The sequence below is a fragment of the Halomonas sp. MS1 genome (assembly GCF_024182575.1).
Lineage (GTDB): Bacteria > Pseudomonadota > Gammaproteobacteria > Pseudomonadales > Halomonadaceae > Vreelandella.
This window is the reverse complement of sequence record NZ_CP098926.1, coordinates 2376751-2397352: the sequence shown is the minus strand read 5'-3', so window position 1 is coordinate 2397352 and position 20602 is coordinate 2376751. Positions and strand designations below refer to the sequence as shown.

General features: G+C 53.5%; 14 protein-coding genes. 2 read left to right on the top strand and 12 right to left on the bottom strand.

The window, feature by feature from the left end:
* The first annotated feature begins 72 nt into the window (after positions 1-72).
* Both mutS and fdxA read left to right on the top strand, forming a co-directional pair.
* Positions 73-2640 carry a DNA mismatch repair protein MutS gene (gene mutS / locus NF683_RS10910; protein ID WP_253920006.1) on the top strand — a complete coding sequence of 856 codons (2568 nt, stop codon included), beginning with the start codon at positions 73-75 and terminating at the stop codon, positions 2638-2640.
* Positions 2641-2795: 155 nt separating this feature from the next.
* Positions 2796-3119 (top strand): ferredoxin FdxA, encoded by a 324-nt coding sequence (fdxA, locus tag NF683_RS10905; RefSeq protein WP_009722190.1) that lies wholly within the window; start codon positions 2796-2798, stop codon positions 3117-3119.
* Between the two features lie 445 nt (positions 3120-3564).
* On the opposite strand, the gene eno is transcribed toward fdxA, so the two are convergent.
* The 12 genes from eno to pilM form a co-directional block, all read right to left on the bottom strand.
* A complete protein-coding gene (gene eno, locus NF683_RS10900; protein WP_193061514.1) occupies positions 3565-4854 on the bottom strand; it encodes a phosphopyruvate hydratase in 1290 nt (429 codons plus the stop codon).
* 70 nt (positions 4855-4924) lie between these two features.
* Entirely contained in the window at positions 4925-5794 is an 870-nt protein-coding gene (kdsA, locus tag NF683_RS10895; protein WP_038481648.1) for a 3-deoxy-8-phosphooctulonate synthase, read from the bottom strand.
* A 17-nt stretch (positions 5795-5811) separates the two neighbouring features.
* Positions 5812-7467, bottom strand: coding sequence for a CTP synthase (locus NF683_RS10890; RefSeq protein WP_089039078.1), 1656 nt, complete (start codon positions 7465-7467; stop codon positions 5812-5814).
* Positions 7468-7605: 138 nt separating this feature from the next.
* Positions 7606-9024: an FAD-dependent oxidoreductase gene (locus tag NF683_RS10885; protein ID WP_089039079.1), complete on the bottom strand. Its 1419-nt coding sequence runs from the start codon at positions 9022-9024 to the stop codon at positions 7606-7608.
* A 33-nt stretch (positions 9025-9057) separates the two neighbouring features.
* The gene (gltB, locus tag NF683_RS10880; RefSeq protein WP_089039080.1) at positions 9058-13515 is read right to left on the bottom strand and encodes a glutamate synthase large subunit; all 4458 of its coding nucleotides are present in this window, start codon (positions 13513-13515) and stop codon (positions 9058-9060) included.
* Between the two features lie 528 nt (positions 13516-14043).
* Entirely contained in the window at positions 14044-15150 is a 1107-nt protein-coding gene (gene aroB, locus NF683_RS10875) for a 3-dehydroquinate synthase (RefSeq protein WP_089039081.1), read from the bottom strand.
* Complete coding sequence (aroK, locus tag NF683_RS10870) at positions 15147-15713, bottom strand: shikimate kinase AroK (RefSeq protein WP_038481630.1); 567 nt, start codon at positions 15711-15713, stop codon at positions 15147-15149. Before aroK ends, aroB begins: the two co-directional genes overlap by 4 nt.
* Positions 15713-17758 carry a type IV pilus secretin PilQ gene (gene pilQ, locus NF683_RS10865; RefSeq protein WP_253920005.1) on the bottom strand — a complete coding sequence of 682 codons (2046 nt, stop codon included), beginning with the start codon at positions 17756-17758 and terminating at the stop codon, positions 15713-15715. Before pilQ ends, aroK begins: the two co-directional genes overlap by 1 nt.
* Positions 17759-17792: 34 nt before the next feature.
* Complete coding sequence (locus NF683_RS10860; RefSeq protein WP_089039083.1) at positions 17793-18314, bottom strand: pilus assembly protein PilP; 522 nt, start codon at positions 18312-18314, stop codon at positions 17793-17795.
* Complete coding sequence (locus tag NF683_RS10855) at positions 18311-18937, bottom strand: type IV pilus inner membrane component PilO (protein ID WP_089039084.1); 627 nt, start codon at positions 18935-18937, stop codon at positions 18311-18313. Before NF683_RS10855 ends, NF683_RS10860 begins: the two co-directional genes overlap by 4 nt.
* Positions 18934-19503, bottom strand: coding sequence for a PilN domain-containing protein (locus tag NF683_RS10850; RefSeq protein WP_089039085.1), 570 nt, complete (start codon positions 19501-19503; stop codon positions 18934-18936). Before NF683_RS10850 ends, NF683_RS10855 begins: the two co-directional genes overlap by 4 nt.
* Positions 19500-20561, bottom strand: coding sequence for a type IV pilus assembly protein PilM (pilM, locus tag NF683_RS10845; protein WP_089039086.1), 1062 nt, complete (start codon positions 20559-20561; stop codon positions 19500-19502). The genes NF683_RS10850 and pilM overlap by 4 nt, the downstream gene beginning before the upstream one ends.
* Positions 20562-20602: the final 41 nt, after the last annotated feature.

Genomic DNA, 20602 nt, shown 5'->3' with positions numbered 1-20602 from the left:
GTCGCTTAAAGTAACTGCCAAAGAACATGCCGCAAGCTGAGACTGCTTGCGCAACGCTCAACCAGGACGCCCATGTCACAGGCCAGCCCCGCTCATACGCCAATGATGGCGCAATATCTTAAGATCAAACGCGATCACCCTGAGGTACTTCTGTTTTACCGGATGGGGGATTTTTACGAGCTATTTTTCGATGATGCCAAGCGCGCCGCATTGCTGCTGGATATCACCCTTACCCAGCGCGGCCAGTCAGGTGGCAAACCTATTCCTATGGCAGGTGTGCCCTACCATAGCGCTGAAGGCTATTTAGCTCGCTTGGTGTCAGCCGGTGAATCCGTCGCTATCTGCGAGCAAATCGGTGACCCTGCCACTAGCAAAGGGCCCGTTGATCGACAAGTAGTGCGTATTGTCACCCCTGGCACGCTTCACGATGAAGCCTTACTGGATGCTCGCCGAGATAACGTGCTGGTCGCCGTTGCGCCCGGCAAAGACGGCTGGGGCCTTGCATGGCTGGAGCTTTCCAGTGGGCGCTTCAATGTCTTGGAAGTAGAAAGTGAAGCCGAGATGCAGGCAGAGCTAACCCGCCTGTCGCCTGCCGAACTGTTAGTGCCCGAAAGCTTGACCCTGCCCGACGCATGGTCACAAAAGCGCAGCTTACGACGCCAAGGGGAGTGGCTGTTTGACTTAGACAGCGCCACGCGCAGCCTGTGCGATCAGTTTGAAGTCCAGGATTTACGCGGCTTTGGTTGTGCGCACTTAACCAGCGCACTCATCGCGGCGGGCGTACTGATCGATTACGCCCGAGATACCCAACGTTCACGACTGCCCCACGTAACGGCCATTAGCGTCGAAAACCGCGATGATGCCGTAGTGATTGACGCGGCCAGTCGGCGCAATCTGGAAATTGATATAAATCTCGGCGGTAACAGCGATAACACCCTGGCCAGCGTGTTAGACACCTGCACCACCGCGATGGGTTCGCGATTACTGAAGCGCTGGCTTAACCGCCCGCTGCGCCAGCGTAATATCGTGGAAGGACGTCACGCGGGCGTGGCGTTGCTCTCTATTGAAGCCGCCTACCTACCGCTACGCGATACGTTGAGTGATGTAGGCGACGTCGAGCGCATCCTGGCCCGCGTCGCACTGTATAGCGCGCGCCCCAGGGATTTGGCGCGCCTGCGCGACGCCCTGGTAACGCTACCCGCACTTGAGCAATTGCTAAGCGAAATTGATAGCGGTAGCGCTATCGATGGTCTTAAACCTCACATTCGCCCCTACCCAGAAATAGCCGATACCTTAACTCGCGCATTGGTTGAAAATCCGCCTGTGGTGATTCGCGATGGCGGCGTGATTGCGAATGGCTTTGACGCCGAGCTAGATGAGCACCGCGGCATGGCTGAGAATGCCGGTGAGTACTTAGTGCAGTTGGAGCTGCGCGAGCGCGAACGTACTGGCCTGGCCAATTTAAAAGTCGGCTATAACCGGGTTCATGGCTACTTTATTGAACTACCTCGCTCTCAGGCTCAGCAGGCACCCGCCGACTACATCCGTCGTCAAACGCTAAAAAATGCTGAACGCTTTATTATTCCAGAGCTTAAAGAGTTTGAAGACAAAGCACTCTCGGCCAAGTCCAGGGCCCTCACGCGAGAGAAATGGCTCTACGAGCGCCTGATGGGCGAGCTCAACGCGGCGCTTCACGCACTGCAAAACACCTCGCGGGCATTGGCTGAACTTGACGTACTCTGCGCCTTTGCCGAGCGTGCAGAGGCACTCAATTGGGTAAGGCCCCTGCTACGGGATGCCACTGGCCTTAGAATTACCGCTGGACGGCACCCCGTGGTCGAACATGTCAGCGATACACCGTTTGTACCCAACGATGTCACGCTAACACCTGATCAGCACATGTTGATTATCACCGGCCCCAACATGGGCGGTAAATCAACCTATATGCGCCAGACCGCGCTCATCGCGCTGTTGGCGCATAGCGGCAGCTTCGTACCCGCCGATAGCGCTGAAATAGGCCCTGTAGATCGCATCTTTACCCGTATAGGCTCGTCAGATGATCTAGCGGGTGGTCGCTCTACATTTATGGTAGAAATGACCGAAACCGCTAATATCCTGCACAATGCTACCGAGCATAGCTTGGTGTTAATGGACGAAATTGGTCGTGGCACCAGTACTTTTGACGGCCTTTCACTGGCCTGGGCAAGTGCTGAATACCTAGCCGAAGCAAAGGCACTCACCCTGTTTGCCACACACTATTTTGAAATGACCGCGCTGCCGGAACAGGCCGAGGGTGTGGCAAATATTCACCTAACAGCCACCGAGCACGGCGACAGCATCGTGTTTATGCACCGCATTGAAGCGGGCCCTGCGAGCCAGAGCTATGGCTTGCAGGTAGCCCAGTTGGCAGGTGTTCCCAACCATGTAATACGCAGAGCCCGTGAAAAACTAATGGCCCTCGAGCAGCGCGATGTGGATGAGTTGCAGCGCCCTAGCGGCGTTTCTGCAGCACCGCAACAAAACGACTTGTTCGCCAGCGCACCGCACCCGGTGGTGGAAGCGTTAGGCAAAGCCGATGTAGACGATTTAACACCCCGCGAAGCGCTAGCGCTGCTATATCAGTGGCGAGAGCTACTGTAATGGTATGAAAGGAAAGCCATGAGCGCTTGCCGCCGCGTAAGGGCACCACTAGAATGTCGCCCATACTGTTTTATCTTATAAGAAACGGCCGATTTATAACCATTAACTATTGACCACGACCGGGAAGCTCCCGGTCCCGCAAGAGGGATAGCAAGATGACGTTTGTCGTTACCGAGAACTGCATCCAGTGCAAATACACCGACTGTGTTGAAGTCTGCCCGGTCGACTGCTTCTACGAAGGCCCCAACTTCCTGGTCATTCACCCAGACGAGTGTATTGACTGCGCCCTGTGTGAACCGGAGTGCCCCGCAGAAGCTATCTTCTCAGAAGATGAGCTACCGGATGGCCAAGAGCAGTTTATAGAAATTAATGCTGAATTAGCCGATGTATGGCCGAATATTGCCGAGAAAAAAGACCCGCTGCCCGATGCAGAAGAGTGGGACGGCAAAACAGGTAAGCTGGAAAAGCTCGAACGCTAATCTTAGAAGCCACGCATTTTCAGACCAGCGTTCGCGCTGGTTTTTTTGTGTGCCACGGGCTGGGCACACAAAAAAAGGCGGCCCGTAGGCCGCCCGCTCCAAGCACTTCCTCTGACCACTCCCTGTGTCAAACTCCTCAGATAACATCCTTGCCAGAACCCACATCACTGTGTCACCTAGCGTATCTGACCTGCATCCCGTTGCATCCTGCCTGAAGCATCCTTGCCTCCCCTGTCCTGAATGCATTGTGGCAGAAAGCCATCACAACTCAAGCAGACCAAAACGGCAACGGGCGAGCCACTGCGGCTCGCCCGTTATAAAAAAATCATAAAAATCAAAAGCATAAACTAAAACAAAAAAGCAATTAAGCGATTAGCGCCGGCATTTGTAAGATATCTCTTACAAAATCTTGAGACATCTCTTACACGCCGACGCCCATTTGCGCTTACTGCCCTTTAATGGCTTTCAAGCCAGGGTAAGCCACATCGCCCAACTCCGCTTCGATGACGAGCAGGCGGTTATATTTCGCGACACGGTCGGAACGACACAGAGAGCCCGTTTTAATTTGGCCGGCACAGGTGCCCACGGCCAAATCGGCAATCGTGGTATCTTCAGTTTCACCACTACGGTGTGAAATAACCGCGGTAAAACCAGCGTCCTGGGCCATTTTGATCGCATCCAGCGTTTCAGACAGCGAGCCAATCTGGTTGAATTTGATCAGAATCGAATTACCAATTTGCTCGTCGATACCACGCTTAAGAATCTTGGTATTGGTAACAAACAAATCGTCGCCAACCAGCTGTACTTTGTCGCCTAGCTTGTCAGTCAGTGCTTTCCAGCCTGCCCAGTCTGATTCATCCATACCATCTTCGATGGAAACGATCGGATAGTCCGCACAGAGGCCCGCCAGGTAATCGGCAAACCCTTCGGCATCGTAGCTTTTACCTTCGCCGGAAAGGTTGTACTGGCCATCTTTGTAGAACTCGGAAGACGCGCAGTCTAGCGCCAAGGTAACGTCTGTACCCAGTGCGTAACCGGCATCAGCAACAGCTTGCTTAATGATCGCCAGGGCATCTGCGTTAGATGCCAAGTTAGGAGCAAAGCCACCTTCATCACCCACGGACGTAGAAAGACCTTTAGCAGACAGTACTTTTTTTAGCGCGTGGAAAATTTCCGCGCCCATGCGTAGGCCTTCACGGAAGTTTGCCGCGCCTACTGGCTGTACCATGAATTCCTGGATATCAACGTTATTATCGGCGTGCTCACCACCGTTAAGAATGTTCATCATCGGTACCGGCATGCTGTACTGCCCCGGCTGGCCATAAAGCTCAGCAATGTGCGCATATAGCGGCACACCTTTAGCGTTGGCAGCGGCTTTAGCGGCAGCCAGCGACACCGCCAGAATGGCATTCGCGCCCAGATTCGCCTTATTTTCAGTGCCATCCAGGGCTAACATTGCGTCGTCCAGCCCACGCTGATCACGCGCATCCATTCCTAACAACGCAGCACTGATTTTGCCATTCACGGCCTCAACGGCTTTTAAAACGCCTTTGCCAAGGTAGCGTGTCTTGTCGCCATCGCGCAGCTCGAGCGCTTCGCGGGAGCCTGTAGAAGCACCGCTGGGCGCACATGCTTCACCTACGGCGCCACTTTCCAGGCGAACCATGGCCTGAACGGTCGGGTTGCCGCGGGAATCGAGCACTTCTAGTGCGCTGATTTCAACAATTTTGGTCATAACAGTGTCCTTTGGTTGTCAGTCTAATGGATGATTGTGGGTCCAATGTATACCATATTTGCCGTCGCGGTTAACGGATGGTCAAAGGCGTAAACCCCTTCACCAAGGCATCTAGCTGCGAAAGCTGAGTCAAAAACGGCTCTAATTGATCTAATGGCAGTGCGCAGGGTCCATCGCACTTAGCATTATCTGGGTCAGGGTGGGCTTCCAGGAAGATCCCCGCCAAACCAACGGCCACACCCGCACGAGCCAACTCTGCCACTTGGGCACGACGGCCATCGGCACTGTCCGCACGGCCACCTGGGCGCTGCAAGGCATGGGTGACATCGAAAAACACCGGGTAACCGGTCTGTTTCATATCGCCAACGCCCAGCATATCCACCACCAGGTTGTTGTAGCCGAAGCTGGTACCACGCTCGCATAGCATCAAACGGTCGTTACCGGCTTCCTGAAACTTAGTGAGGATATGGCGCATTTCGTGAGGTGCTAGAAACTGCGGTTTTTTGATATTAATCGCCGCGCCGGTGTTAGCCATCGCCACCACTAGATCGGTCTGGCGGGCAAGAAACGCCGGCAACTGAATTATGTCAGCGACTTCAGCCGCAGGCTCTGCCTGCCAAGGCTCATGAACGTCGGTAATGATGGGCACGCCATAGCGCGCTTTAATATCCGCTAGGATCTGCAAACCTTTTTCTAGCCCAGGTCCACGATAAGAGTGGATAGAACTACGGTTCGCTTTATCAAAGCTTGCCTTAAAGACATAAGGCATTCCGAGCTTTTGCGTCACATTAACGTAGGCCTGCGCCACTTCATCAGCAAGCGTCGCTGACTCCAGCACATTCATGCCGCCCAATAACATTAGCGGCAAAGAATTGCCGGCGGTTAGGCCGGCAACGTTAATATGACGCTCTGGAAAGGATGATTGAGAAGTCGAAGACATGTTATTCGCTCTCCCTCTTATTCCTGAGTCGTTGTATGAGCGCGCGTACGTGCCGTTTTGTGCTCTAAGGCAGCATTAACAAACCCAGAGAACAGCGGGTGTCCGTCACGTGGTGTCGAGGTAAACTCCGGATGGAACTGACACGCCACGTACCAAGGGTGGTCAGCCAGCTCGACGACTTCTACCAAGGACTGATCGACGCTCTTGCCAGAAATGACCAGGCCTGCCTGTTCTAACTCATCAATAAACTGGTTATTGACTTCAAAGCGATGGCGATGACGCTCGACAATCTCATCAGCACCGTAGGCTTCACGAGCTTTGCTACCAGATTTCAAGTGGCAGACCTGACCGCCTAGACGCATGGTGCCACCTAAGTCAGATGCAGCATCACGCAGCTCGATCTTACCTTCAGCGTTAATCCACTCGGTAATCAGGCCCACCACGGGGTGCTTGGTGTCGTGGGTAAACTCGGTAGAGTTAGCATCTTCCCAGCCAGCCACATTGCGGGCAAATTCGATGACCGCTACCTGCATGCCCAAACAAATACCCAGGTAGGGAATGTTGTTTTCACGCGCGAACTGAGCGGTAAGAATTTTGCCTTCCACACCGCGCTCGCCAAAGCCGCCAGGTACCAGGATGGCATCTTTGCCAGCTAGCCGCTCGGTACCGTGACGCTCGATATCTTCGGAGTCGATATAGTCGACATTGACCTTAATACGTCCTTGAATGCCCGCGTGAATAAGCGCTTCGTTGAGCGACTTATAGGCGTCCAGCAGTTCCATGTATTTACCGACCATGGCAATGCTCACCGACTTCAGCGGATTCAACTTGGAATCCAGCACCTTGACCCATTCGGAAAGGTCGGCAGGCTCTGCTTCCAGACGCAGCTTATCGCAAACAATGTCATCTAGGCCGTGCTCGTGCAGCATCAGCGGAATCCGATAAATAGTATCGGCATCCTGTAACGGTACAACGGCACGCTCTTCCACGTTAGTGAACAGGGCGATTTTACGGCGCTCGCTCTCTTCGAGCTCTACTTCGCTACGGCAAATCAAAATATCCGGCTGGATACCAATCGAACGTAGCTCTTTGACGCTGTGCTGAGTCGGCTTGGTCTTGGTCTCGCCTGCCGTCTTGATATACGGCACCAGCGTAAGGTGCATGTAAATCGCCCGACTAGCGCCAAGCTCACTACGAATCTGACGAATAGACTCTAAGAACGGCAGTGATTCGATATCACCCACCGTGCCACCGATTTCTACCAGCGCCACATCAAAGCCTTCACCGCCAGCATAGACGCGCTGTTTGATTTCATCGGTAATATGAGGGATGACCTGAACGGTACCGCCCAAGTAATCACCACGGCGCTCTTTGCGTAGTACATTCTCGTACACGCGCCCCGTCGTGAAGTTATTCCCTTGGGTCATTTTGGTGCGAATAAAACGCTCATAGTGCCCTAAGTCCAAGTCCGTCTCGGCGCCATCTTCGGTGACGAACACCTCGCCGTGCTGGAAAGGACTCATGGTGCCCGGGTCCACGTTGATGTAGGGGTCGAGCTTGAGCATGGTGACCTTAAGGCCGCGGGCCTCTAGAATCGCCGCCAGCGAGGCCGACGCGATGCCCTTGCCAAGAGAGGACACAACGCCGCCGGTCACGAAGATATATCGTGTCATGGAAAACCTGTCGAAACGTGATCAAAAGGCGTAACAGAAAGCCACACCAGGATGGGATGACAGAATAGCAGAGTACGCCTAAAGGCTCAATTTGAACTGCAGGTGGCAGAGGGGCGAAGACGCCCCTCACTATCAAAACTAAACGCCTAGGTAATCCAAAATCCCCTCAGCAGCTTGGCGGCCTTCGTAAATCGCGGTGACCACCAGGTCAGAGCCGCGCACCATATCGCCACCGGCAAAAATTTTCTCATTGCTGGTTTGGTAGGCGTACTGGCCATGCTCTGGCGCTTTTACGCGATCGCGCTCATCGACCTGGATGTTGGCGCTATCGAACCACGGTGCCGGGCTTGCCTGGAAGCCGAAAGCTACCACTACTGCGTCGGCGGCAATAATTTCTTCAGACCCAGGCACGACTTCAGGACGTCGACGGCCATTTTCATCGGGCTCACCCAAACGTGTGCGCACGACCTTCACCCCTTCGACCTGCTCTTCGCCCACCACTGCAACCGGCTGGCGGTTGAACAGAAACTCAACGCCCTCTTCTCGCGCATTAGCCACTTCACGGCGGGAACCGGGCATGTTTTCTTCATCACGGCGATAAGCGCAGATCACGCTGTCGGCGTGCTGACGAATCGAGGTCCGATTACAATCCATCGCCGTATCACCACCGCCAAGCACCACCACACGTTTACCTTCCATCGAGATAAAATCGTTAGGATCTTTTTCAAAGCCTAAGCGACGATTAACGTTGGCGATCAGGAAATCGAGCGCTTTATACACACCAGGTAAATCTTCGCCGGGGAAGCCACCTTCCATGTACTTGTAAGTGCCCATCCCCAGAAAAACAGCATCGTACTCCTGCAGCAGCGTATCGAATTCGATGTCGGTACCAATTTCGGTATTCAGTCGAAACTCGACGCCCATCTCTTCAAAGACGGCGCGGCGACGCTCCATCACGTTCTTTTCCAGTTTAAATTCTGGAATACCGAAGGTAAGCAGACCGCCAATCTCGGGATACTTATCAAATACGACGGGTTTGACGCCATTACGTGCCAAAATATCAGCGCAACCAAGACCCGCAGGCCCGGCACCTACGATGGCGACCTTCTTATCGGTCCACTCCACCTTAGACATATCCGGGCGCCAGCCCATCGCAAACGCGGTGTCGGTAATGTACTTCTCTACCGACCCAATGGTAACCGCACCAAAGCCATCGTTCAGCGTACAGTCGCCTTCACACAAACGATCTTGCGGGCACACGCGGCCACACACTTCCGGCAGCGAATTGGTTTTGTGTGAAAGCTCGGCTGCTTCAATAATATTGCCTTCCACCACTAGCTGAAGCCAGTTGGGAATGTAGTTATGTACCGGGCACTTCCACTCGCAGTACGGATTGCCGCAGTGCAGGCAACGGTGCGCCTGGCTCGCCGCATCGGTGGGCTTAAAGGGTTCGTAAATTTCAGCGAACTCTTTGGACCGTGTGTGTGCGGCTTTTTTCTGCGGGTCTTGACGACCCACATCAACAAACTGGAAATCGTTATTTAAACGGTTAGCCATGATTTCTCTCCTCGAAGCGTAGGCTCTGGCGGGTTATTCCGGCTGACGCCGAGATTGATTCAGCAAACTACCCAAGCTTGCCGCTTTTGGCTTCACTAGCCAGAAGTGGCGCGCGTAGTCGCCGAAGTCTTCCAGAATCGCCGCGCCTCGAGCAGAGCCTGTCGCTGCAACGTAGGCTTCAATCATTTCACGCAAATGACGACGATACGCTTCCATCGCTTCGGTATTGACCCGGTGGATTTCGACCAGCTCGTGGTTGTACTTGTCCACAAAGGTACGGTCTTCATCCAAGACGTAAGCAAAACCACCGGTCATACCCGCGCCAAAGTTAACGCCCGTTTCACCCAATACGCAGACCAAGCCCCCAGTCATGTATTCACAACAGTGGTCGCCTGCACCTTCAATCACAGCAGTCGCCCCAGAGTTACGCACGGCAAAGCGCTCACCCGCAGTACCTGCGGCAAACAGCGTGCCGCCTGTCGCACCATACAGGCAGGTGTTACCAATAATGGCGGTTTTGTGGCTTTCAAACTGGCTAACCTTGGGCGGCACAATCACAATGCTGCCGCCGTTCATGCCTTTGCCCACGTAGTCGTTGGCATCGCCTTCGAGATAGAGGTTTAAGCCACGGGCGTTCCACACCCCGAAGCTTTGACCAGCCACCCCGGTAAAGCGCGCAGTGACCGGGGCTGATTCCAAGCCATCTTCACCGTAGCGTTTGGCAATCGCGCCTGAGCTCAATGCACCTACGCTGCGGTCACAGTTAGTGATGGTGAAATCAAACTCTCCGCCAGACTGACTTTCAATGGCCTCTTTTAGTGCTGCCAGCACTTCCTGGTTCTTAGCGCCTGGATCGTGGGGCACATTACGACTCACCTTACAGAACTGCGGTGCATCTGCAGGCACAAAATCATTCGAAAGCAGCGGGGTTAGATCCAATTTACGCTGAGCGGCCGTATTGCCTTCCAACACCTCAAGCAGATCGGTGCGGCCAATCAGGTCCGTCAACTGACGCACCCCTAGCATCGCCATCAGTTCACGCACTTCTTCAGCAATAAAGCGGAAGTAGTTTTTGACCATATCGACAGTGCCGCGGAAGTGCTCGCCACGCAGGAAGTCATCTTGTGTCGCTACGCCGGTGGCGCAGTTATTCAAGTGACAAATACGCAGGTACTTACAGCCCAGCGCCACCATCGGCGCAGTACCAAAGCCAAAGCTTTCAGCCCCCAGAATCGCCGCCTTAACGACATCCAGACCCGTTTTGAGACCACCATCGGTCTGCAGGCGAATCTTGTCGCGCAGGCCGTTAATACGCAGCGCTTGGTGCACTTCGGGTAACCCAAGCTCCCAAGGAGAGCCCGCGTGTTTGATAGAGGTCAATGGGCTTGCCGCGGTACCACCGTCGTAACCAGAAACAGTGATCAGATCCGCGTAGGCCTTCGCCACACCGGTGGCAATAGTGCCAATACCTGGCTCAGAGACCAGCTTCACGGAAACCTGGGCATCTGGATTGACTTGCTTGAGGTCGAAAATCAGCTGCGCCAAGTCTTCAATCGAGTAGATATCGTGGTGTGGCGGCGGTGAAATCAGCGTCACACCAGGCACCGCGTAGCGTAACCGAGCAATCAACTGGTTCACTTTGCCGCCCGGCAGTTGACCACCTTCACCGGGTTTGGCACCCTGGGCAACTTTGATCTGCAGTACTTCCGCATTGACCAAATAGGCCGGGGTAACGCCAAAGCGGCCAGAAGCAATCTGCTTGATTTTCGAACTACGGATGGTGCCGTAGCGAGCTGGGTCTTCACCACCCTCGCCTGAGTTGGAGCGCCCGCCCGCCTCGTTCATCGCTTGGGCCAACGCCTCATGGGCTTCCGGAGAAAGCGCACCTAGCGACATACCGGCGCTATCAAAGCGCGGAATCAGCGCCTCAATCGGCTCAACATCCTCTAATGGAATGGGCGCTGCAGCAGGCTTTAGCTTAAGCAAGTCACGAATCGTGGCAACCGGACGCTCGTTGACCAGCAGAGCAAACTTTTTCCACTTTGCGTAGCTGCCTTCTTGCACCGCCGCCTGAAGCGACTTCACGACATCGGGGTTGTAGGCGTGATATTCGTAGCCATGAACATACTTCAGCATACCGCCTTGAGAAATGCCTTTGCGGGCAATCCAGGCATCCTTCGCCAGCAGCTCTTGCTGCATTTGCAGCTCAGCAAAGCCAGCGCCCTGAATGCGGGATGCCATGCCGACAAAGCAGGTATCCATGATCTCATCGGACAGCCCCACCGCTTCGAACAGCATAGAGCCGCGGTATGAAGCTAACGTTGAAATACCCATTTTCGAAAGAATTTTGAACAACCCTTTCTGCAGGCCTTTGCGGTAATTCTCACGAGCATCGGCAGGGTTGCCTGTTAGCTCACCGGTGCGATGCATATCGGCCATGACCTGATAAGCGAGCCATGGGTACACAGCCGTTGCGCCCACGCCAAACAGCACGGCCATTTGGTGGGCATCCCTTGCAAAGCCGGTTTCCACCACAATGTTGGCGTTCGGCCGCAGCGCCAAACGACCAAGATGAGAGTGAACGGCTCCCACCGCCAAAGCCGCCTGGATGGGCAACTGTCCTTTGGGAAGGTCAGCATCGGTCAACACCAGAATCACCTTACCCGCTCTTACCTGCGCCTCAGCTTCCTGGCAAAGCAAGGTGACTGCCCGCTGCAGACTGGTGTGCTCCGGGTCGTACCCGAGTGACAGCGTGTGGCTAGCAAAGGCAGGATCATCCTGGCTGACCAGCGCAGTAAATTTACGCGGTGACAGCACGGGTGTTGTCAGAATCAAGCGGTGGGCATGCTCAGGCGTTGCCTTAAAGACGTTTAGCTCCGCACCACAGCAGGTCTCCAGTGACATAACAATCGCTTCACGCAGGGGGTCGATCGGCGGATTGGTCACCTGGGCAAACTTTTGACGGAAGAAATCAGTTAGCAGACGCGGACGGCTAGACAACACCGCCATGGGGGTATCATCACCCATCGAGCCAACCGCTTCCTGGCCACTTTCTGCCAGCGGGCGCAGCACCTGATCACGCTCTTCAAAGCTCACCTGGAACATTTTCTGCTGAACATTTAGCGCGTCAGTGTCCATTGTCTGGAAACGCGCAAGCTCAGTCAGCGCTGACTCTAGGTAATTGGCTTCCTGCTTGAGCCAGCGCTTGTAAGGGTAAGCTGACTTCAGGCGGTTATCGATATCCTGAGTGTGCAGCACTTCGCCGGTCTGAGTGTCTACCGCCAGCATCTGGCCTGGGCCAACGCGCCCCTTAGCGACGACGTCCTCAGGACGATAATCATAAGTGCCAATCTCAGACGCTAGCGTAATGTAGCCATTCTTGGTAATCACCCAGCGTGCGGGACGAAGGCCGTTGCGATCCAGCATACAAACAGCTTGGCGACCGTCGGTCATTACTACACCGGCCGGGCCATCCCAAGGCTCCATGTGCATGGAGTTGTATTCATAGAACGCACGTAACTCGGCGTCCATGGTCTCAACGTTTTGCCAAGCAGGCGGCACCATCATGCGCACCGCACGATGCAGCTCCATACCGCCAGTTAGCAGCACTTCCAGCATGTTATCCATGCTTGAGGAGTCTGACCCAGTGGTATTAACAATTTCCTCAAGCTCAGCAATATCGGGCAAGCGCTCGTTAACAAAATTGGCTTTACGGGAGTTCGCCCAGCCACGGTTGGCTTCAATCGTATTGATCTCGCCATTATGAGCCAGCAGGCGGAATGGCTGGGCCAGCGGCCAGCGCGGTGCAGTGTTAGTAGAGAAACGCTGGTGGAACACGCAAATGGCGGTTTCCAGACTTGGATCATTCAGGTCTTTGTAGAATGCCGGCAAATCTTCCGGCATGACCAAGCCTTTATAGGAAACAACTTCTGATGAGAGCGAAGCTACATAAAAGTCTTCATCGCTACGTAGCGCTTGCTCTGCATAACGGCGCGCCATAAACAGATCGACATCGAAGCGATCACTGCCTAAATCTCCACGACTAGCTGGCTGAACAAACAGCTGCTCAATTCGCGGCAGACAGTCCAGTGCCATCGGACCACATACGCTAGAGTCAGTGGGCACTTCGCGCCAGCCCAATACCTCTAAACCACGGCTGCTTAGTTCACGCTCAAGGGTTTCTTTAGCATGAGCGGCACGCGCATCGTCATCTGGCAAAAAGATGACACCTACAGCAAAGCGCTCGCCAAGCTCCGCATCAAGCGCTTGCTTCGCGGCAGCGCGCATGAATTGCACCGGCATTTTCAGCAACAAACCGCAACCGTCACCGGTTTTTCCGTCTGCCGCAATACCGCCGCGATGGGTCATGCAGGTAAGTGATTCAATAGCAGTTTTCAGCAAGTCGTGGCTGGCCTGCCCTTCCATATGGGCAATAAGGCCAAAGCCACAGTTATCGCGAAACTCGCCAGGCTGGTGAAGACCTCTATTCATGGGCGTGCCTCTAGTCAGCGTATTTATTTAGCAGTGTTTTCATGTTATCGTAACGGGTTTTTTCTTATTTTTGGCTTCTTACTGCTCATTAAAAACAGGGCATTTCCCGCTTCCACCGCTTCAAGAAAAGGTCGCTCAGCATAGCGATTTGCCTACGTGTAGCGCAATCACCCAGAACCTGCCAATCCTTAAAAAACCTTGTCAAATCTTGCATTTGCATTCGCGCTTAATAAAAAAACATATTAACTTCAACCACTTGCAAAGCAACTAAACGATGTTTAAACGATCACAGCACGTAATTAGACTTTAGTATCAAACGGCTCAAAAAACCCATGCCGATAGCGCATAAGGCATACGGATTACATACAGAACGATCATCACTTAACGGCCAGACAACAAAAAACCCACGCGATGGTGGGTTTTCCGTGCAGCTTTGCTTGCTAAATCTGTTTAGCAATACGGTCTATCAGTACTGTTTATCCATAAGGGCTGTCGATTGTTTATCTATACGCTAATACGCCTCGGCATTTAGTCGCGCGGATAGTGATGAAGCAGCTCACGCAGCATATCAGGCGGCGTGGCGTCACTTACGCAGGCGTCGCCCAGGGCATTGAGCAGCACCAAACGTAGACGAGTATCAATATTCTTTTTATCTAGCTTCATGCGAGCTAAAAAGTCGTCAGCTGACATTCCGGCAGGCGCCGCTAGCGGCAATCCGGCGCTTTCAACAACCGCCTTAGCACGCGCGAGTGCCTTGCTATCAATCCAGCCAAGCTGATGCGAGAGCGTTGCTGCCATCGCCATGCCTGCACCCACGGCCTCACCGTGTAACCAGTTGCCATAACCTTGATGCGCTTCAATAGCATGACCAAACGTGTGCCCCAGGTTCAGCAACGCGCGAACGCCCTGCTCAGTTTCGTCATCCGCCACAATGTCGGCTTTAATCTGACAACTTTGAGCAATCGCTTCAGCAATCACTGCAGGCTCAACACTGAGTAGCGCCTGCATATGCTCTTCTAACCAGCTTAGAAAGCGCTCATCACGGATTAACCCGTACTTGATCACTTCTGCCAAGCCTGCGGAAAGCTCCCGGCTAGGCAGTGTGGTCAAAGTGTCGATATCCACGATGACGGCTTTTGGTTGCCAAAACGCACCGATCATATTTTTACCCAGCGGGTGATTAACACCGGTCTTCCCACCCACCGAAGAGTCTACCTGGGATAATAACGTAGTAGGCACCTGAATAAAGGCAACGCCACGTTGATAAGCTGCCGCTGCATAACCGACCATATCGCCAATCACACCGCCCCCTAAGGCAATCAGCGTACAGCGACGATTGAAGCCGGCCTCTAACAGCGCATCCCAAATCCGGCTTACCTGCTCGATGGTTTTATACTGCTCCCCGTCAGGCAGCACTACTGTGCGAATATCTAAATGACCAGGCAGACCGGCGCAAAGTGTTTCTAAATAAAGCGGCGCGATAGTCTCATTGGTGACGACCATCACCTGCTGACCCGCGAGATACGGCTCTAGCATATTGGCGCGCTTTAGCAGCCCAACACCAATATGGATCGGGTAGCTACGCTCACCCAATGCGACGGTTAGCGTACGCTGGGCACTTGTCATTTCAGTCATTGTGATACCTTTTTACTTTGAGCCCGCGCAATTTCCAAAGGGTCCACCATGCGATGGACACGACGCAGAATTTCGTTGACCACCGCACGTGGGCTGCGCCGATCCGTGCGCACCGTAATATCCGATGTCGCTCGATACAGCGGATCTCGTGTGGCGAACATGTCGTTCAGCACCTGTTCGCGATTATCACACTGTAATAGCGGTCGATTTCGATCTTTAGCAGTGCGCTTCAGTTGCTGGTCAACGGTGGTCAGCAAATAAACCACGGCGCCTCGCTCACGCAGAGCACGTCGATTCTCTTCGCGCAGCACTGCGCCACCGCCAGTAGCCACTACCACACCAGACAACTGAGTGAGTTCGTCAATCATCTGACTTTCGCGCTGACGAAAGCCGGGCTCACCTTCAACGTCAAAAATCCAGGGGATATCCGCACCACAGCGGTCTTGTATGGCGTGATCGCTGTCAAAGAACGAGCGCGACAACTCAGCCGCGAGTAAGCGGCCTATCGTGCTCTTGCCAGCCCCCATGGGGCCAATTAAAAAAATATTGGGTAACTCTTGCATCAGCGAACCGCCAAACCATCATCAAGTAGTCGTGGAGTAATAAAGACCAATAACTCTACCTTTTCATTGCTCTCTTCGGTATAGCGGAATAGCCGCCCAAGCCAAGGAATATCTCCTAGCAGCGGTGTTTTCGCTATTTGGCTCAACTGCTCTGTTGTCAAAATACCGCCTAACACTACCGTTTGCCCATTATCGACCAGCACTTGGGTCTCTATCTGGTTAGTATCAATCGGCGGCTCACCACCAAACTCACTTTCCCGGAAGCTATCGTTTTTAATCACCAAATTCATAATGATGCGGTTATCCGGAGTAATTTGTGGCGTTACCTCCAAGGAAAGCTCGGCCTCCTTGAACTCTGTATCTGGATTCCCTTCTGTATCTACACTCTGAAAAGCACGCTCTTCGCCTTGACGAATAATAGCTGTTCGTTGGTTAGCTGTGATCACTCGGGGCTGAGAAATCGTCTGGCTTTTGCCCTCACTTTCCAGCGCTCGCAGCTCAAGATCTAGCAGTACGTCCCCTGATAGATAACCAAAACTAAACCCCGTGTTGGCAGCCGCCGCTGAACCTAGATCTACCGCAAGGCCACCCTGGGCACGGTTAATGTTGCTAGGGTTAAGGTTACGCCGAGAAAACGTACCATCATCGTTTTCTAAAAAGCCGCGAGTACTCGACACGCCCCAGTTAATCCCTAGCTCCCGAGACGCGGTATCTCGGGCAATGACAATTCTTGCCTCAATTTGCACCTGACGGACGGCGACATCCAAGCGATCTAAAGTGCCGATAATAGTGCGCACCTGCTCTGCAGTATCTTGCACCAGTAACATATTAGTACGCTGATCAATACTGACTCGCCCTCGGTCAGTTAACAGCCCAAAGCCGTCGCCACCACGTAACAGCTGAGCAAGGTCTTCGGCGCGGGCATATTTTATTTCAATAAACTCAGTGACTAACGGCGCAAGCGTTTGGCGTTGGTTGCGTGTTTCTATCTCTTGCCGCTCAAGAGCCGCTAGCTCGCTGGCAGGCGCCACTACGATCACATTACCCTGCTCCCGACTTGCCAGCCCTTGGCTTTGTAAGATCAGCGCTAGCGCTTGATCCCAGGGAACATCGTTCAAGTTAAGCGTAATGCGTCCAGCAACGCTATCACTGGCCACTAGGTTTAGGCCAGTAAACTCTGCCAGAGTAGCCAGCACTGCACGCACTTCAATATCTTGAAAGTTCAGGCTTAACCGCTCTCCGGTAAAAGATATTCCCTGCTGCTCTCGCTGCTGTTGTGTAGCTTGACTCACCGGCTGCACTTCAATCGTCAACGTACGCCCGCTTTGCGATGAAGCCATCGCGATGGGGCCGTTCGTTTGTAGCTCCAGCCGCACATCACGCTGTCCAAGATGAGGGGTAATACGGGTAACCGGCGTCGCAAAATCAGTGACATCGTAAACCTGGTTAAGCGCATCAGGCAGCGCCACATTACGCAGCTCCGCTACAATGCTGCCCTCACTACCTTCACGCACGTTAGCGACCACGCCAGCACGATCAAATGTCACCACGACACGCCCTGCACCATCACCTCCACGCCGGAAATCAATATTTTCAACACGCAACCCCTGGATGGACGGGGAAGGCTGGGGAACGTTAGTCGCTTGGGGTGCCGGCATAGACACAGAACTACCTGATGCGAGTGTGACTCTTAACTGTTCACCGACTACTCGAGCGGTATAATCAAGGGATTCATTCGAATCAACCACGAGGCGCGTCCGTCCACTACCCTCTAACACCGTCACTTGTTCAACAACACCACTACTGACGCCGATACGGCGTTGGGCAAGCGCACTTTGCGTATCTGCCAAATCCAGCGCTAGACGAGGAGGTGCATCTAATCGATAGCCACTTAGCTGGGCAACGCCGCCACTGAACTGCAGCACTAGCTCTATGTCACCGCTATGAGTTTGCCGCACATCGACATTAGTAAGCACTGATGCCATGCAGACCGATGGCACTACCGCAATTAATAACAGCAACGTTCGATAACATATAGCAGCCATAAGCGATATCCATATCTGATAGCGAGTGAAGAAGCTATTCCTCAAGGGTGAGCGTTACCTGGCGTTGTTGCCACCCTTGCTGAGGGCTAAAAACACGTTCAACAATAGTGATTCCTTGTGGTTCAATCTGGTTAATAAAGCCATGGTTGGTGCCTAAATAATCACCTTCTCGAACACTAACAACCTCCCCCTCGGGAGGCTCAATCAATGCAACTTGCTGCGCCCCCATACGTAGCGTACCCACTAAGCGCAACGTCTGGAGTTGAAAACGCTCTAAAGGCTCTTGAGCGCGCTGCTGTTCGGGGGCAAACTCGCTCACTGCCTGCTCCACTTGCAATACGTTTTCGCGCATATCCTCCGGTGCTAAGAAGGGACTGCGCGCATCGCTAAAGCGATAATCGAGCGACTGATACGTTGGCAATTCCTCCACTACCTCGGGCACTTTCCCATCAGCAGTACGGCGTATTTCTGCAAGGGTTTGATCTAACTGCCCCAGCTGAGGGTCACTGCAGCCAGCTAAGCCAGCAATACACAGCAGGCCTACCAAACGCTTCATGGTGCAGCCTTTTCGCTGTAAGTGCGTGCAAGCAGCGACATGCGTAGCGTGTCGCCATTCTGCTCAACAGGCGCTAGCGTTAAATCGTGCTGGGTAATAATTCGCGCCAAACCGCTAATGTCCGAAACAAACTGCGCCAATGCATGGTAATCACCGCGTACCTGTATATCTAAGGGGTGCTCTATATAGTGCGTGTTACTCACCGTAGGTCGCAAACGGATAGTTTCAATGGTTAGTCGATTTTCGATAGCGGCATCACTGATGCTATCTAATAAAGAAGGAATTTCTGCACTGGTAGGCAGCATCGCCTGCATCTGCACCATTTGATTTTCAAGAGCAGTCAACTGACTGCGAATATCCGGCAGAAAAGCGGCTTCAGACGCCTTGCGTCGATACTCGACCAGCAGACGCTCCTCTTGACGCTGCTCTGCTGCAAGCGAATCGCGAGCCTCCCCCACCAGCCACCCGTTGATAGCTAATAGAGCAACTAAAAAAGCAAGTACCGCTATCACGGCTTTAAACAGCCAGGGCCACTCACCTGCTTCTTTGATATCCAACGATTGCCATTCAACGCTGCGCAGGCGCTGCCAGTCATTTTTTATGCGTTCACGGATAGGCGTCATGGTGCCGCCTCCATGGAAACGGCTTCTTCAGGAGACAGTTGCCTTACTTCAAACTGGAAAACACGCCGACTGTCATCTTGGCCACTAGCAACCTCGGAAAACAGCGGTACGCCTAACCCTGGTATAGCTGCAATTTGGCGTAGTTGCTCAGAGACCTGACGTTCATTACTGGCAACCGCTGAAAGACTGATTTGCTGTCCGCTACGTGACAGACGCTGATAGACAACCCCATCGGCGACGCTAGCAGCAATATCGTTAAACAGCCCCACTGTACTCATGCGTTCGTTATTAAGCGTGTGGAACAGCGCCAATTGCTCTTCCAACCGCCCGATATCGCCCTGATAGCGTTGTACATCAGCGATTTCATTGTCTAACTGCTCAATACGAGTAGAGATATGGGCATTGCGCTGCTGCTGGGCAGCTAACTGCTGTTGATATACGTGCAATACCACAACGCCACACGCCACGCCCAGCAGCAACATAAACAACATAACACCGTAAAATTGCCGCGTCCGTCTCTCTCGCCACCCCTCACGCCAGGGTAAAAGATTAATATTAATGCTCATTGGCTAACTCGCATCGCCAACCCACCCGCCGTTAGCATCGCTGGGGCAGCGTTTCTTAACGCTTCTTCACTTAGCCGCTTGTTAATGCGTAAACGTTGCAATGGGTTGGCGATACTCACCGACATACCACTATCATCAGCAATACGCTCAGCGAGGCCTGGAATGACACTTGAGCCACCCGCGAGTACCGTATGTTGTACCTCATGCTGACGACCGACAGTGTAATAAAGCTGCAGCGAGCGTCTCCCCTGCTGTACCAGCGTGTCTAGAAAAGGAGTGAGCACTTTCTCTTGGTAGTCGCCTGGAAGACCTCCACGCTTCTTAGCAACTCCGGCCTCAGCGATGTTCATGTGGTAATAGTCGCGGATGGCCTCTGTCAGTTGGCGTCCGCCAAACGCCGTATCACGGCTATAAACAATATGCCCACCCCGCACGACATGGAAAGCGCTCATATTGGCCCCGATGTCGAATAGCCCCACACAAGCAGCTGAGTCGTTTGCCGCGCTTGACTGCTTACGTAGCTCGGCCAATGCGCGCTCTAAGGCGAACGTTTCTACATCGACAGCGACAGGCTCCAGCCCCGCACGCTCCAGCGTTTCGGTAAGCAGAGTCACGTCTTGCTGACGACACGCTACTAAAACAATTTCTTGCTGGCTCTCATCGAAAGGAGCAGGGCCTAGGCACTGAAAATCAAACGCCACCTCACTGAACGGAAAGGGAATATAGCGGTCAGATTCGGCGGTTATTCGCTCTTCGATTTCCTCTTCGCTTAACGAAGCAGGAAAAGTAAGCGTTTTAGTAATGGCAGCGCTCGCTGGGACGGCCACTGCTGCTTTACGAGTAAAGGGCTTTGCACGCTCGACAGTACGCCGAAGCACACTCGCCACTTCATTAATGTCGCGGATGCGGCGCTCAACAACTGCACCTTCGCGCAGCGGTTGAACAGCGTAGCTGTCTACTTGGTAGTTATCGTTAGACTGTTTGAGCTCTAACAGCTTGACGGTCGCCGATGTAATATCGACGCCAATCAACCCTTTACCGGGCTTGAGTAAACGCATCCTGGGTTCGGCTCCGCCTGCCTATCATGCGAATTTCGAGG

Bases quoted from the DNA above. Each gene is read 5' to 3' on its own strand.
- NF683_RS10855 (WP_089039084.1), bottom strand. From the start codon at position 18,937: ATGACGCCTATCCGTGAACGCATAAAAAATGACTGGCAGCGCCTGCGC.
- mutS (WP_253920006.1), top strand. From the start codon at position 73: ATGTCACAGGCCAGCCCCGCTCATACGCCAATGATGGCGCAATATCTT.
- pilM (WP_089039086.1), bottom strand. From the start codon at position 20,561: ATGCGTTTACTCAAGCCCGGTAAAGGGTTGATTGGCGTCGATATTACA.
- kdsA (WP_038481648.1), bottom strand. From the start codon at position 5,794: ATGTCTTCGACTTCTCAATCATCCTTTCCAGAGCGTCATATTAACGTT.
- NF683_RS10860 (WP_089039083.1), bottom strand. From the start codon at position 18,314: ATGAAGCGTTTGGTAGGCCTGCTGTGTATTGCTGGCTTAGCTGGCTGC.
- pilQ (WP_253920005.1), bottom strand. From the start codon at position 17,758: ATGGCTGCTATATGTTATCGAACGTTGCTGTTATTAATTGCGGTAGTG.
- NF683_RS10885 (WP_089039079.1), bottom strand. From the start codon at position 9,024: ATGGCTAACCGTTTAAATAACGATTTCCAGTTTGTTGATGTGGGTCGT.
- aroK (WP_038481630.1), bottom strand. From the start codon at position 15,713: ATGCAAGAGTTACCCAATATTTTTTTAATTGGCCCCATGGGGGCTGGC.
- aroB (WP_089039081.1), bottom strand. From the start codon at position 15,150: ATGACTGAAATGACAAGTGCCCAGCGTACGCTAACCGTCGCATTGGGT.
- gltB (WP_089039080.1), bottom strand. From the start codon at position 13,515: ATGAATAGAGGTCTTCACCAGCCTGGCGAGTTTCGCGATAACTGTGGC.
- fdxA (WP_009722190.1), top strand. From the start codon at position 2,796: ATGACGTTTGTCGTTACCGAGAACTGCATCCAGTGCAAATACACCGAC.
- NF683_RS10890 (WP_089039078.1), bottom strand. From the start codon at position 7,467: ATGACACGATATATCTTCGTGACCGGCGGCGTTGTGTCCTCTCTTGGC.
- NF683_RS10850 (WP_089039085.1), bottom strand. From the start codon at position 19,503: ATGAGCATTAATATTAATCTTTTACCCTGGCGTGAGGGGTGGCGAGAG.
- eno (WP_193061514.1), bottom strand. From the start codon at position 4,854: ATGACCAAAATTGTTGAAATCAGCGCACTAGAAGTGCTCGATTCCCGC.